General features: G+C 42.7%; 18 protein-coding genes. 16 read left to right on the top strand and 2 right to left on the bottom strand.

Annotated features, from left to right (window positions below; translation table 11 throughout):
• Positions 1-91 precede the first annotated feature (91 nt).
• From D0463_RS05530 to D0463_RS05465, 14 genes are all read left to right on the top strand, one after another.
• Entirely contained in the window at positions 92-664 is a 573-nt protein-coding gene (locus D0463_RS05530) for a maltose acetyltransferase domain-containing protein (RefSeq protein WP_117306002.1), read from the top strand.
• A 135-nt stretch (positions 665-799) separates the two neighbouring features.
• The gene (locus D0463_RS05525; protein WP_117306000.1) at positions 800-1183 is read left to right on the top strand and encodes a hypothetical protein; all 384 of its coding nucleotides are present in this window, start codon (positions 800-802) and stop codon (positions 1181-1183) included.
• Between the two features lie 64 nt (positions 1184-1247).
• Positions 1248-1601 (top strand): hypothetical protein, encoded by a 354-nt coding sequence (locus tag D0463_RS05520; RefSeq protein WP_117305998.1) that lies wholly within the window; start codon positions 1248-1250, stop codon positions 1599-1601.
• A 111-nt stretch (positions 1602-1712) separates the two neighbouring features.
• Positions 1713-2894 (top strand): trans-sulfuration enzyme family protein, encoded by a 1182-nt coding sequence (locus D0463_RS05515; RefSeq protein WP_117305996.1) that lies wholly within the window; start codon positions 1713-1715, stop codon positions 2892-2894.
• A 368-nt stretch (positions 2895-3262) separates the two neighbouring features.
• Positions 3263-4225, top strand: coding sequence for a ring-cleaving dioxygenase (locus D0463_RS05510; protein ID WP_117305994.1), 963 nt, complete (start codon positions 3263-3265; stop codon positions 4223-4225).
• A 32-nt stretch (positions 4226-4257) separates the two neighbouring features.
• On the top strand, positions 4258-5208 hold the full coding sequence (locus D0463_RS05505; RefSeq protein WP_117305992.1) for a ring-cleaving dioxygenase: 951 nt from the start codon (positions 4258-4260) through the stop codon (positions 5206-5208).
• Positions 5209-5814 carry an alpha/beta hydrolase gene (locus D0463_RS05500; protein ID WP_117305990.1) on the top strand — a complete coding sequence of 202 codons (606 nt, stop codon included), beginning with the start codon at positions 5209-5211 and terminating at the stop codon, positions 5812-5814.
• Between the two features lie 16 nt (positions 5815-5830).
• Entirely contained in the window at positions 5831-6442 is a 612-nt protein-coding gene (locus D0463_RS05495; protein ID WP_117305988.1) for a flavin reductase family protein, read from the top strand.
• Between the two features lie 262 nt (positions 6443-6704).
• Complete coding sequence (locus D0463_RS05490; protein WP_117305986.1) at positions 6705-6860, top strand: YpzG family protein; 156 nt, start codon at positions 6705-6707, stop codon at positions 6858-6860.
• Between the two features lie 277 nt (positions 6861-7137).
• A complete protein-coding gene (locus tag D0463_RS05485) occupies positions 7138-7341 on the top strand; it encodes a DUF1657 domain-containing protein (RefSeq protein WP_117305983.1) in 204 nt (67 codons plus the stop codon).
• Positions 7342-7418: 77 nt separating this feature from the next.
• Complete coding sequence (spoVAC, locus tag D0463_RS05480; protein ID WP_117305981.1) at positions 7419-7898, top strand: stage V sporulation protein AC; 480 nt, start codon at positions 7419-7421, stop codon at positions 7896-7898.
• Positions 7898-8899: a stage V sporulation protein AD gene (spoVAD, locus tag D0463_RS05475; protein ID WP_117305979.1), complete on the top strand. Its 1002-nt coding sequence runs from the start codon at positions 7898-7900 to the stop codon at positions 8897-8899. Before spoVAC ends, spoVAD begins: the two co-directional genes overlap by 1 nt.
• Positions 8900-8921: 22 nt before the next feature.
• A complete protein-coding gene (locus D0463_RS05470; protein ID WP_117305977.1) occupies positions 8922-9128 on the top strand; it encodes a DUF1657 domain-containing protein in 207 nt (68 codons plus the stop codon).
• Between the two features lie 32 nt (positions 9129-9160).
• On the top strand, positions 9161-10021 hold the full coding sequence (locus D0463_RS05465; protein WP_117305975.1) for a DUF421 domain-containing protein: 861 nt from the start codon (positions 9161-9163) through the stop codon (positions 10019-10021).
• Positions 10022-10206: 185 nt separating this feature from the next.
• On the opposite strand, the gene hxlB is transcribed toward D0463_RS05465, so the two are convergent.
• Positions 10207-10764 (bottom strand): 6-phospho-3-hexuloisomerase, encoded by a 558-nt coding sequence (hxlB, locus tag D0463_RS05460; RefSeq protein WP_117305973.1) that lies wholly within the window; start codon positions 10762-10764, stop codon positions 10207-10209.
• A 7-nt stretch (positions 10765-10771) separates the two neighbouring features.
• Complete coding sequence (hxlA, locus tag D0463_RS05455) at positions 10772-11404, bottom strand: 3-hexulose-6-phosphate synthase (RefSeq protein WP_117305971.1); 633 nt, start codon at positions 11402-11404, stop codon at positions 10772-10774.
• 730 nt (positions 11405-12134) lie between these two features.
• On the opposite strand from hxlA, the gene dacB reads away from it, so the two are divergent.
• Positions 12135-13616 carry a D-alanyl-D-alanine carboxypeptidase/D-alanyl-D-alanine endopeptidase gene (gene dacB, locus D0463_RS05450; RefSeq protein WP_254052720.1) on the top strand — a complete coding sequence of 494 codons (1482 nt, stop codon included), beginning with the start codon at positions 12135-12137 and terminating at the stop codon, positions 13614-13616.
• A gap of 102 nt (positions 13617-13718) precedes the next feature.
• Positions 13719-14099, top strand: a complete 381-nt coding sequence (locus D0463_RS05445) for a MaoC family dehydratase (protein ID WP_117305969.1) — start codon at positions 13719-13721, stop codon at positions 14097-14099.
• The last annotated feature ends 161 nt before the right edge of the window (positions 14100-14260 follow it).

The raw sequence follows: 14260 nt of genomic DNA, 5'->3' as shown, positions 1-14260 counted from the left end.
ATATAGAAGTAAACAGTTGTTTCGAAAGCGGATATCAATCGTGTCAGTAGCTTTTACCTGAGATATAATGGTAAATGAATGGGAGGAAGTAATGATGCCAAAAACAGAAAAAGAAAAGATGATCAATGGTGAATTATATTTTCCATCAGACAAGCAATTGCAAAAAGATCGGGAGAAGGCAAGAAAAATCACCAGACAGTACAATCTGACGACTGAGACGGAACATGATTTACGTGCGGATTTGATTAAACAGCTATTTGGTTTTACAGGAAAAACTGTATCCATAGAACCAACATTTAAGTGTGATTACGGCTACAATATTCATGTTGGTGAAAATTTTTATGCCAATTTTGACTGTGTAATTTTAGACGTGTGCCCAGTAAAAATAGGTGATAATTGTTTATTGGCTCCTGGGGTACATATTTATACGGCAACACATCCAATAAATGCCGCCGAAAGAAACAGCGGGGCGGAATACGGGAAGCCGGTCACGATCGGCGACAATGTATGGATTGGAGGAAGAGCAGTCATAAACCCCGGAATAACGATCGGAAGCAATGCCGTTATCGCTTCTGGTTCTGTTATCACAAAGGACGTGCCTGAAAATGCGGTTGTAGGGGGAAACCCTGCGCGGCTTTTAAAAGAAATTAATGAAAGAGCCTAGGATAAAAAACAAAGCAGGACAAATGCCTGTTTCGCGCAATTAGAATGGAATTCCGCGCATGTCCTAGGAGGTTCGTCCATCCTTAATATGAATGCCTGAATATATTACTCATATAAAGTGAAAGGAGGAGTATAAATGAGTAATCCTTGGTATCCAGGCAGACGCAGGAATGAAAACAGCGGTGGTGATGCAAGAGCAGAAGGAAGAGCCAAATCCGATTCAGACAGCCGTTCTAAATCAGAATCAGATAATGAACTTGACAATGATTTAGATGTGCGCACTGATTCTGAAGCCGAAAGCGAAAATAAGCTGAAGAATGTAGACAAAAACACGAATATAGCTAAAATCTCTCACTCCGGGAACGCAAAAATTGATCTTGATATCGATGTGGATTCTGATTCTAGGGCTAAAGTGCGTTCAAGAGCGGATGCGGAAGCAGATGCAGATGCTGAGCAGGATCAAGAATCTGATCAAGACCAAGACAATGAACAAGACCAGGATGTAGACATCGAAGACTGATGATTGCAGGCGGGGAGGGGTTTACCCCGTTTCCGCCTCATTTTATGATTAGGAAGTGTTGTAGATGCCAGAGGAGCATAACAGTCTTTTTTCACTCAATAAATCAAGGCAAGCTGACACCGATGCTAACGAAAACCTCGCCAAAATCGGTCACAGCGGTAATTCCGATGTTGATGTTCATGTGAATGTTCAGGTTGATACACGTCCGATAGCCTATGCCATGCTTTGTTCATTATTAGCGACACAACAGATCAGCCATAATGAATTTAAAAAGGCCCTTGATAAACTGGAAGAGTTAACAGCTAATTATGGAAATAAAAGCGATATCCGAGTGAATGGATCGGAAGAAAAAAAGGGACATAACCAAACTAGCATTCCTGGGTTAAGATTGTGGGGACCGTTGCGAAAGGAAAGGTAATGTTCTCTGGAGTCATTAGCTTTCCTTTACATATATGCATTACATGGGAATAAGTGTATTTGGGAATCTTAATGATACAAGGGTGAGTCTTTAAGAGAGGAGGGCTAACTGATGCCAGAATCAGATTTGTTTTCACACGACAAGGAAATCTGTATGAATATCGGAGATGGCAGACAACGGTATGAAGGAGCGGTCGTACCGCCGATATACGGCAACACACTATTTACATACGATACATTTGATAAATTATCAGAAGCGGTTATGGATGAACAAAGTCACTTTGTGTATACACGCGGCACAAACCCGACTGTATCCATCGTCGAAAAAAAGCTAGCCGAATTGGAACGGGGAGAAAAATGCAAATGCTTTGGCAGCGGGATGGCTGCTATTAGTGCAGCTTTATTAAATAGCCTGAAACAAGGCGACCATATCCTATGCGTCAGCCACATCTATTTTTCGACGCTTGATTTAGTTAAGTATTTGCAAAAGTTCGGAATTGAGCACACAGTAGTATACGCTACCTCACCGGAAGAAATTGAACGGGCAATCCGGAAAAATACAAAAGTGATTTACATGGAAAATCCTACTGATATGATGTACCGTCTTATCGACTTAAAAGCTGTGGCAGAATTGGCCAAAAACAGAGGGATACGGACGATCATCGATAATACTTGGGCAACCCCCTTGTTTCAAAAACCTCTGACACTGGGTATAGACATGGTCATCCATTCCGCCTCAAAATATCTGGGTGGACACAGTGATCTATTGGGCGGGGCCATTATTGCCGATCAAGGAATTATTGATGCAATTTTTAAAGAAGAATATTTGATGGGCGGGGCGGTTTTATCACCGTATGAAGCGTCTTTGCTGCTCAGGGGATTAAGGACGCTTCCATTAAGGATGAAGGTCCACCAGAAAAATGGAATCAAAATTGCCGAATTCCTTGAATCGCATCCAGCGGTGAAAACTGTCCATTATCCAGGGATTCCTTCACATCCTGACTACCAGCTTGGAAAGAGACAATTAAGCGGTTATTCAGGATTAATGGGCTTCGATTTAAAGGAAGAACATTATGACGCGGTAAAAGAAGTGATAGATGCAACCGCCATCTTCCAAATCGGCGTTTCCTGGGGATCATTTGAAAGTCTGATTCTTTCGCCAAATTACGGAACCAATGCAAATCAATTGATGAAGGAACATCGAAGTCCAGGTTTCATACGATTAGCGGTTGGCTTGGAAGATGCCGATTTGCTCATTTCCGATCTCAAACAGGCATTGGACAGATTGTTATAGGTTGAATGTCTTGCGATTGTGCATGGTACCTTGAAGAGGCTGATGCAAACTATGTTAGTAAGCATGCTCTACATCCAGGTAATGCATGACAAAACGAGGCAAGTGAGCCCGCAAAATGTCCTTCATGATTAATAGAGGACAAAAAGGTGCGGTTTCTTCAAATAGTTGGACGAGGAATGTTTAGGACAGTCTCTTATCAATGACTATTAATTAAGGCCAAACATAAGTTGACATTTATCTTCAAATCATATATCTTTAAAATGAGATAATTTAGTAAGTTCTATTTTTTTTAAATAAATATATCTTGATTTCGAGATAAAGTGTACACCAAAAAGAATAGGGTACATTCTATAATGAGGTGATTAACCATGGAATTAAAAGGGATTCATCATGTTTCGGCCCTGACTGCGAAAGCCCCGGAAAATTATCATTTCTATACAAAGATATTAGGCATGAGATTAATAAAAAAAACAGTCAACCAGGATAATATATCGGTCTATCACTTATTTTACGGAGATGAAATCGGCAATCCGGGTACAGAGGTAACCTTCTTTGAAATACCGAATGCTGCCCGGACCCATGAAGGTACGAACAGTATTTCAGAATTATCCTTACGGGTGAAAAATGATAATGCGTTGGTGTTTTGGCAGAAGAGGTTTAAGGAATTAAACATTGAACATGGAGAAATGACTGACAGGTTTAATCGGAAAGCCTTGCCGTTCAGAGACTTTGAAGGACAGCGATTAGTTCTTGTTTCCGATGAAAATAATGAAGGGGGCCGTGGCGGGAAACCATGGGACAGGAGTCCGATTCCCGCGGAGTATGGAATACTCGGGTTAGGGCCTGTGAAACTCACCGTACGTGATTTAAGTTTAACCGCAGACAACTTGACCAATATTCTCGGGTTTCGGGAAAAAGGAAAATATCCTTCCGGGCAAGGTGAGATTGTCGTTTATGAAACAGGCGAAGGCGGTACTGGCGCAGAAGTCCATATTGAGGAGAGAAATGATTTGCCAAAGGAACGTCTTGGCCGCGGCGGTGTTCACCATGTCGCATTCAGGGTGAAAGATGAAGAAGAAATGCAGCAGTGGGTTAAAAAAATCAAGGCAGCACACATACCGAATTCTGGTTTTGTCGACCGCTTCTACTTTCGGTCACTCTATTTTAGGGAACCGAACGGGATTCTCTTTGAATTGGCAACGGACGGACCCGGTTTCGATACCGATGAAGAGTTCGAGCATCTGGGAGAGTCTCTTGCGCTGCCGCCCTTCCTGGAAGATAAGCGTTCCATCATCGAGGCGAAATTAAAGCCGCTTGATACGAGCAATTAAATGGGACATGCATTCAAAAAGGAGAACTGGACATGAAGAAACAGACCACAGGGATACACCATATCACCGCGATAGTCGGGAATCCGCAGGAAAACGTTGATTTCTATGCCGGTGTGTTAGGATTGAGGCTGGTCAAAAAGACGGTGAACTTTGACGATCCGGGCACCTATCACCTTTACTTCGGCAATGAAGCGGGCAGTCCGGGAACCATTATCACCTTCTTTCCCTGGCCGAATGCCTATAAGGGAAAAATAGGATCAGGCCAGGTGGGGATAATTTCCTATGTTGTGCCAGAGGGAACCCTCAGTTTCTGGGAAAGACGCCTGAAAAAGTTTAAAGTCGCTTTTGAAAAAAGAAACAGATTCGGAGAGGACTATCTGGCTTTCGAAGACCCTCATGGTTTACAGCTGGAATTGGTAGCCCGCAAGGAAGGGACTGACAGCAAATGGTCCTTTGGAGGGGTGTCTGCTGAAGTAGCCATTAAGGGGTTTGGCGGTGCAGTGCTTTTATCTGCGAACCCGGAAAAGACAATGACTGTACTCACAAATGTGATGGGACTTGATAAAGTTGGGGATGAAGATGATTTAACAAGATTTCGAACAGCGGATGACATTGGCAATATCATTGATGTAAGCCGGACGGAGTTACCCCCGGGTTCTATGGGGGTAGGCACGGTCCATCATATCGCCTGGCGGGCAGATGATTTTGGTGACCATGAAAGCTGGAGGCAATACCTCGATAATCAAGGATACGGAGTGACCCCGATCATCGACCGCCAGTATTTTAATGCCGTTTACTTCAGGGAAGAGGGCGGGATCCTGTTTGAAATCGCCACTGATCCCCCGGGATTTACAAGGGATGAATCAGCGGAAGAGATGGGTAAAGGGCTTTTGCTGCCTCCGTGGCTGGAGGAAAGACGTTCCAAGCTGGAAAGAACTCTTCTTCCTGCTGAAGCAAGGGTACTAAAGGAGGATCTAGAATAGATGAAACATATTTTTAAGCAAGGAAGCGGGAAAGAGGCACCTGTGCTGTTGCTTCTTCACGGCACAGGCGGTACAGAAAATGATTTGCTTGGACTGGCGGAAATGATATCGCCGCAATCTCCGGTTCTAAGTGTAAGAGGGAACGTTTTGGAGAACGGGATGCCAAGGTTTTTTCGGAGACTCGCCGAAGGCGTTTTTGATGAAGAGGACTTGATTTACCGAACGAAGGAATTGAACGAATTTTTGGGAAGCGCCGCGAAGCAATACGGGTTTGCCCGCTCCGAGGTTGTGGCAGTCGGTTATTCAAATGGGGCTAATATTGCCGGCAGTCTGCTTTTCCATTATAAAGATTCACTGAAAGGGGCGATTCTTCATCATCCAATGGTTCCAAGACGGGGAATCGAGCTCCCTGAACTGACTGGGGTGCCGGTATTCATTGGCGCAGGCAGCAATGACCCAATTTGCCCGCCGCAGGAAACGGAAGATCTCGTCGCCATTTTAAGAAATGCAGGAGCAAATGTTGATATCCATTGGGAGCTGCATGGCCATCAACTGACAAGGATGGAGGCGGAAGCTGGGGCGGCGTGGTTCCAAAAGAACTTTTAGAAAGAGGTTTGCACATATGATTTCATTAGATCCTGAAAAAATGAGCGAGCGGGAAAACTATAAGTTTTTAACGGGAAGCATCATCCCCAGACCCGTCGCCCTGGTCACGACGCTTTCTGATCAAGGCGTAATCAATATTGCCCCGTTCAGTTATTTTAATATTGTCAGTGCCAACCCGCCGATGCTTTCGCTCTCGATCCAGCGGAGAAATGGAATACAAAAGGACACAGCCAGAAACGCGATCGAAAAAGGAGAATTCGTCGTCCATATCACCGATCAGAACAATGTCGAGGCAGCTAATAAGACGGCTACAGAGCTGCCATTCGATGAAAGTGAACTCCCTTTGTCAGGTTTATCGACGGTCACAAGCAGTTCCATCTCGGTTCCGGGAATAAGAGAAGCAAAAGTAAGGTTTGAATGCCTCCTCGAACAAACGATACAGCTTGGAGGTACAGACTTGGAGACAGCCTGTGATCTATTGATTGGCAAAGTGGTTGCTTATCATATTGAGCCATCTATTTACCATGAGGGCAGAATTGATGCTAATGGATTAAAACCGGTCAGTCGGCTCGCAGGCAATCACTATTCAAAATTAGGCGATACTTTTACATTGGAACGCCCCAGATGAATTGCCTGGGCAATCGGAATAAAACGACAAATATTGATGATTCACACTTAGCTTGAAGTTAAGTGTGTTTTTTTATCCATTACAGGTTATTTCTGTAGCAGAAATTCTTGTAAACATACAAGGCTAAGGGAAAAAATCAAATGATGCAGATTAAGCTGTGGCTAAGAGGAATTATTTTCAGTGTGTAAGTTCATGTTCCTGACAAATCCTAAATGTGATATTCGGAATGAATATCGAATGTATCCTGCGATGAGGTGATTAGATGGGTTACCAAGGTCGATATGTTGATCCGCACTCTGAGCTATTTCGCCATAATTGGACCAGACCGAAGCGTTCGAAGTCCCAGGTGAATGGCCATACGCAAATGTCGCAAACCAACATCATCCTGAGAAGCAACGCAAAAGCGCATCATTGGTAAGGGATACCACATAATAAAATGAAAAAGGCGCTTCGGCGTCTTTTTTTGGCAGTAAAGTATAAACTTCCCTTTCTTCATAGGTGCAACTACGTTTAATCTCCGCCTTAGGGCTCGTCAATTGACGAGTTTTCTTTAACTGTTCAATAGTCATATAATTCCACACGAGTTATATAATTCCCGATTTATACTTATTCTGGATGATACTCAGATGCATAAAAAGGATGGAAAAACATTATTCTATTATTGTGATTGAATAAACCAAGGGAGGAAATGAAACATGACTGTGATTTCAGATGTCAAGACAACACTTGCAGGATTGAAAAGTGCGCAGGCAAGCTTCGAAACGTTCGCACTTGGTACTGATAACGAACAGGCAAAACAACTTTATGAAGAAGCCGCTCAACAAACGCAGCAAATTGTTGATAAGTTATCTCCGCGTGTAGATGAAATTGTCCAAGAAGAACCGCAATACAAAGAATAAGTAAAATAAAAGGTTGGTTTTATCCCAACCTTTTTTTACACTTCCTTTTTACTTAGAAGAAAGTAGGGCAGGCAGACATGGCAAATAATAAAAAGAAACAGTTAACACCTGTTCAACAGGAATATCAAATCCTTCAAAACCAACGGGAAATCAAGAGACCCGTTTTAATGAATTGTATAAAAGCTTTTTTTGTAGGTGGATTGATTTGTGCGATTGGACAGGCCATTCAATTCTTTTATATCTATTATTTTGATTTTACAGAGAAAACGGCGGGCAATCCGACTACAGGGACTTTAATTTTTATTACGATGCTGCTTACGGGATTCGGTGTATATGACCGGATGGCGCAATATGGAGGAGCAGGTACGGCCGTGCCGGTAACCGGCTTCGGGAATGCGGTCATTTCGGCAGCGATTGAACATCGAAGTGAAGGATTTGTGCTAGGTGTGGGCGGTAACATTTTTAAACTGGCAGGATCCGTCATCATATTCGGCGTTTTTTCCGCTTTTGTGGTCGCGTTCATCAAAACGATTCTTATTCAGTGGGGTGGCTTGTGATGCTAAAAGGACATCGAACGTGGGTCTTTGATAATAAGCCCGTTATCGTTTCCACCGGGACAGTAGGCGGGCCGTTTGAGGCAGACGGAATGCTTGCTGAAGATTTCGATGTGCTTCACTCAGACTTATGGATTGGACAGGAGTCCTATGAAAAAGCCCATAAGATCCTTCTGGAAGAAGCGAACCAAAGAGCGATGGAAAAAGCGGGCCTGCAGCAAGAACAAATTCAATTCTTTCTTGCGGGGGATCTCGTAAATCAAATTACGCCCACAAGCTTTGCGAGCCGGACGTTAGGGGCACCGTATTTCGGTCTGTTTGGTGCCTGTTCAACCTCGATGGAGGGCTTGGCTTTAGGTGCCTATATTGTTAATACAAAAGGTGCCAAGTATCTGCTTACTGGTGCATCCAGCCATAACGCTGCGGTAGAGAAACAATTCCGCTATCCGACTGAATATGGTGCCCAAAAGCCTCCTACTTCACAATGGACAGTTACAGGTGCCGGAGTCGCTTTGTTAAGTGATACCGGAGAAGGTCCACGTGTTACATCTGCCACGATTGGACGTGTGGTCGATATGGGAATGACCGATCCATTCAATATGGGGGGAGCGATGGCCCCAGCGGCTGTTGATACATTAGAGGCCCACTTTCGGGAACGGGATCTCGATCCATCCTATTATGATTTGATTGTAACAGGGGATCTTGCTCAGATTGGCAGGGAAATTGCCCTTGATTTATTTAAAAAACATGGGCTCCCGATTGAAGAAGAAAAGTTTAGAGATTGTGGATTAATGATCTACCGGGATGGCCAGCCTGTACTTGCAGGGGGCAGTGGAGCGGGATGCTCAGCAACGGTTGTGTATGGTCATTTGTTGAATCGAATGAAAAAAGGAGAGTTGAAACGGATTTTGGTTTGTGCAACGGGTGCTTTATTATCCCCGTTATCCTTCCAACAAAATGAAACAATACCTTGTATCGCTCATGCGGTATCGATTGAAATGTAGCCAACAACAAGGGGGATAAAAAATGACTGTCGCATCTCAAGTGAAGCAATGCCTTACAAGTCTGAAGGGAGTTGAAACAGATCTCTCGAGCTTAGCGCTCCGGACAGAGGATGACGATTCAAAAAGAACCTTGCACGAAACGATGATGGTCGTCCATGAAATCGTAAAGGATCTTAAAATGAGAGTCGGTGAAATAGAGGAGGAAGAATTCACATACAAAGGCTTTTAATAGAAAGAGACCGTTAATGGAGATGAAAAACGATGCCAGATTGGTTAAATATCATTGTGAGATCCCTATTATTTTTGGTTATCCTGTTCTTAATTACTAAATGGCTGGGTAAAAAGCAAATATCACAGCTCTCCTTTTTTGAGTATGTCACCGGTATTACAATCGGCAGTGTAGGAGCCGAAGTTGCTACAAAACCAAACCAAAGCATGATGCATGGGGTGCTCTCCATTGGGGTATTTGCGTTGGTGCCATTTCTCGCCGGATTAATTTCTATAAAAAGCAAGCCATTTCGCGATTTTGTCGAAGGGAAAGGGACTATTTTCATCAAGGATGGCAAGATCATGGAAGATAATTTGAAAAAGGAAAAATATACGACTGATGAGCTACTGGAATTGCTTCGAAGGAAAGATGTTTTTAGCGTGGCAGATGTGGAGTTCGCGGTCTTGGAGGCAGCCGGTGATTTAAATGTCATGCTAAAGAAAGAAAACCAGCCGTTAACCGCAAAAGATTTGCAGTTGGCTGTGGCTTCAGTAAAGGAACCTCAAACGGTTATTATGGACGGCAAAATTATGGATGAGCCGCTTTCGACGATTGGACGGAGCAGAAAATGGCTGTTAACCGAGGTAGGGAAAATGGGAGTCACCCTTGAAAACGTCTTTCTCGGCCAAGTGAATTCCTATGGCGAATTAACCATCGACGTTTATGATGATAAACTACAGATACCGTCCCCGCAGGAAAGGCCTTTGATCCTGGCGACGATGAAACAATGCGAAGCGGATTTAGAGTCATTTGCGCTTGCGACAGATAATGAGACAGCAAAAGAAATGTATGTGAAAAATAGTAAGAAGCTGCAAAAAGCGATTGATAAAGTTACCTATATTTTAAAGAGCTAGTCATGTAGAACAGTGTTTTTTTATCTAGGAGCAGTAATTCAAACGAAAATCCTTGTGATTTAAACAATAATACAGTTCATTTAATCGAAAATCAGGATGATTTAAACGAAAGCAAAATCCATTTAAATCAAACATGAAAAAAGACCGCCATATCCTTTAAAAGGTGGACGGTCTTTTGCTTTTGGTTATTCTAAATTGGCATGTTTGCCGTACATCTTATCTGAATCCAGCCCTTTTTTCTCCATGAACCGGAGAATCACGGCATCGTAGAATAATAAAAGAGTTTGTTCAAAAAGTGACCCCATCGGCTGGATCGTTTTATAATCACTTTCTGACTGATCTTTAGGTGAACCGGGCAATTTTATTGTGAAATCGGCTAATTTGCCAATTGTTGAATCTGGAACGATTGTCGCAATCGTTACGGTACCGCCGATACTTTTTGCTTTCTGGGCGACAGAGACCAAGCTTTTCGTTTCTCCAGAACCGGAACCGATGATCAAGATATCATCTTTTTCGAAGGTAGACGTAACGGTTTCGCCAATTACATAGGCATCTATTCCCATGTGCATCATTCGCATCGCAAAAGATTTACCCATAAATCCGGATCTGCCAGCGCCTGCTACAAAAACTTTCTTTGATTCAAGAATCCCGTTTACCAGCTTTTCAGCTTCTTCATCAGCGATCAAGTCCACTGTCCGCGTTAATTCATCTATAATTTCCGCTAAAAATTGAGTAGTTTGCATGCCAGGATTACCCTTGCTTGATCATTTTTTGCATTTCGGCAGCTACGGCTTTTTTATCGTCTTTACCAGTAATACCTCCGCCAACAATGACAAGATCAGGTTGTGCCTTAATTACTTCAGCAAGAGTTTCTAATTTAATGCCTCCCGCAACGGCAGTTTTCGCATTTTTAACGACGCTTTTAATGGTAGCTAAATCTTCAAAAGAATTTTGTCCTACCGCTTGAAGGTCGTAACCAGTATGAACACAGATATAGTCTGCTCCAAGTTCATCAAGCTCTTTAGCACGAGTGGCGATATCTTTAACAGCGATCATATCAACAAGGATTTTTTTACCTTGCTTTTTTGCTTCTTCTACTGCACCTTTGATGGACTCATCTTCTGCAGCCCCGAGTATCGTAATGATATCAGCTCCAGCTTGAGAGGCCTGCATAACTTCATATCCTGCCGCATCCATGATCTTTAAATCTGCCAATACTTTCAAATTAGGGAATGCTTCCTTCATTTCCTTAACGGCTTTAAGACCTTCATTTATAACGACCGGTGTACCGATCTCGACGATATCGATATGTTCTTCCACTTCTTTAACCAATTTAATGCCTTCTGGGATGTTTACTAAATCCAATGCTAATTGTAATTCCATGAATGTCACACTCCTAAGATAGTTTTATGCTAATGCACAATAGTAATGTACCCATTAAGAATTCACCTAACACGAGGTAATAAGTTCTTTAGAACAGGTACTGTGTCAGTATACTATGTATGTTTATCTTTCGAAAGTACGCACTTTATTTTTACATAGTGTTAAAAAGTATACCGTAATAAAAAACCAGGGGAGAGAAGACTTACATTGGAAACCATAAGGAAAAAGCAAAAAAGGCAATTAAAACCAAGTGTGAACCAATAATTCCATATCTTGCTTTAATGCAGGTTCTTCACCAAAAGAAGTGGTTTAAGCTTTTGATTATCCGTTGATTTCCGCTCCAGACGCTCGCTTTCCGCGGGCAGTCCGGGAGCCTCCTCGGCAAAGGGCACGCCTCCGGGGTCTCCCTTGGCCTGCTTTTCCCGCAGGACGTTGAATCATCATCCATGCATAGGCACCGCACGAGAAAATGCGTAGCATTTTCGAGGAGTCTCGCATATCCTCTCCAATCAACTTTGTTGCAAAATTAACTGAGATATTACGTTAATCAATATTCAACCACCAGTTATGGCGAAGAGCCTTAATGCATAAAGTCTTATTCTCTGTTTTATTTACCCTAATAGTGGGCCGTAAAAAATGGTTCGTTTTCCCTATGAGAAATTAGAGGAAAGACAGATGTCCACATGGAAAAGAAGATAAGAATGCGAACATAGAAAGGTGGAGCAGAGAATTGAATAGACAGATGAAAAATAGCATGGTCATTATTTTGGTTTTTATGTTAGCTTTAATTCCATATGTTGATCTGGATCATCCGGTTGAATCGGCGACCAGCGCAGGAACCGAATTGGGACAGCAGATTACGCGCGTTTTGGATAACCCATTGCTGGATGGTGCTGTAGCCGGAGTAAGTGTAAGGTCTGCAGCAACAGGAGAAATCCTTTTTGAACAAAACGGTGACATACGCCTGAGGCCAGCTTCCAATATGAAACTGTTGACGGCATCAGCGGCGCTTAACACGCTTGGTGAAAATTACAAGTTCCATACGGATGTACTCACAGACGGAAAACTGAAAGCTAACATTTTAAAAGGAAATGTTTATGTAAGAGGAAAGGGTGATCCCACTTTATTAAAGGAAGACTTTAATGAAATGGCCGCTTCTTTAAAAAACAAAGGGGTGAAGATGATTGTCGGAAATGTAATCGGTGATGATACTTGGTATGATAATGAGCGCTATTCGACTGATCTGTCATGGACAGACGAAACGGAATATTATGGGGCTCAGGTATCTGCTTTAACAGCCGCCCCAAATGAAGATTATGACGCAGGCACGGTCATTGTCGAAGTCAATCCGGGGAAAGCAGCCAATGAAAAGGGCGCCATTTCATTATCGCCGGCGACAGATTATGTAAAAATCATTAACAATGTAAAAACGGTTGAAGCGGGAGCAAAAAAAGAAGTGAAAATCCGCCGCGAACATGGTTCCAATACAATTATTGCGGAAGGCACAATACCACTGGAAGCGAGCAGGGTGCGAAGTTGGATTGCCGTATGGGAACCAACCGGATATGCACTTGATTTATTCAAAAAGTCATTACAGGAACACGGAATAAAAGTGGCAGGACGAGTGTTAACGGGAAAAACACCGGCCGGGGCTAACGTTCTTTTCTCCCATCAATCCATGCCGCTATCCGAATTACTAGTTCCATTTATGAAGCTTAGCAACAATGGCCATGCGGAAACACTCGTGAAGGAAATGGGAAAAGTGGAAAAAGGAGAAGGCAGCTGGGAGAAAGGGCTTGACGTGGTAGAGGCAAACATAAAATCGTTCGGAGTTAATACTGAATCAATAGTAATGCGTGATGGCTCAGGGGTCTCACATGTCAATTTAGTATCTGCCAATGAATTTTCTACGCTGCTTCACACGGTACAGAACAAAAATTGGTTTCCAGCATACCAGAATGCACTGCCTGTTGCAGGTGTCAGTGAAAGAATGGTTGGCGGAACTCTAAGAAACCGGATGAAAAATACATCGGCAACGGGAAATGTAAAAGCCAAGACGGGCACGATTACGGCAGTGAGCTCACTTTCAGGCTATGCTACCGGGAAAAGCGGGGAGACGTATGCATTTTCCGTCCTCCTAAATAATGTACTTGATGATGAGGCGGTAAAGAAAATTGAAGATGAAATGGCCGTCATTTTATCTAGTCAATAACTTTTTACGGATAAATTTTAAAGGAACGCTTCCTACTATGTCGAATCATTTTAATAAAAGATGTATACTGTCGGATTAAAAATGGATAGGTGGTTGGAAGAAGTGACGGTTCAAACTGGGGATGTATTTACATGGGAAAGAACATTTAGCGAAGAGGATGTTTTTCAATTTGCAGAGATTTCGGGCGATAAAGGAATTCATCATATGAAAAAGGATGAAAAAGGCCGTTTGATGGTTCAAGGTTTACTGACAGCAAGCATCGGGACTAAAATAGGCGGAGATTTGAATTATATCGCCAGAGATATGAACAATGAATTTTTACGGCCGGTTTTTACGGGTGACACGATTACATGTGAATTAACGATTGTGGAAGCTGAACAAATGGAAGGCTTCAAGAAAATAGCTATGCAGACAGTATATAGAAACCAAAATGGAAAAGAAGTGTTGGGTGGATCGAGCCGTGGCATAATCAGAACACCATAGATTATGATATTTTCTGCTGGAGGAGGACACTAAGACAACGTTAATGTGTTGTTTGAAGTGCTCTTTTTTCTTAAGAAGAATATACGTGGGGATCATGCTGACTCGATTCAATGGTAAGAATTGAAAAAATTGATTTGGAGATCTAATATTGAAAAGACTGA

The organism is Bacillus sp. V59.32b (assembly GCF_003429085.1).
GTDB lineage: Bacteria > Bacillota > Bacilli > Bacillales > DSM-1321 > Peribacillus.
The sequence above is the reverse complement of the archived record's forward strand: the minus strand, read 5'-3'. Positions and strand labels throughout refer to the sequence as shown.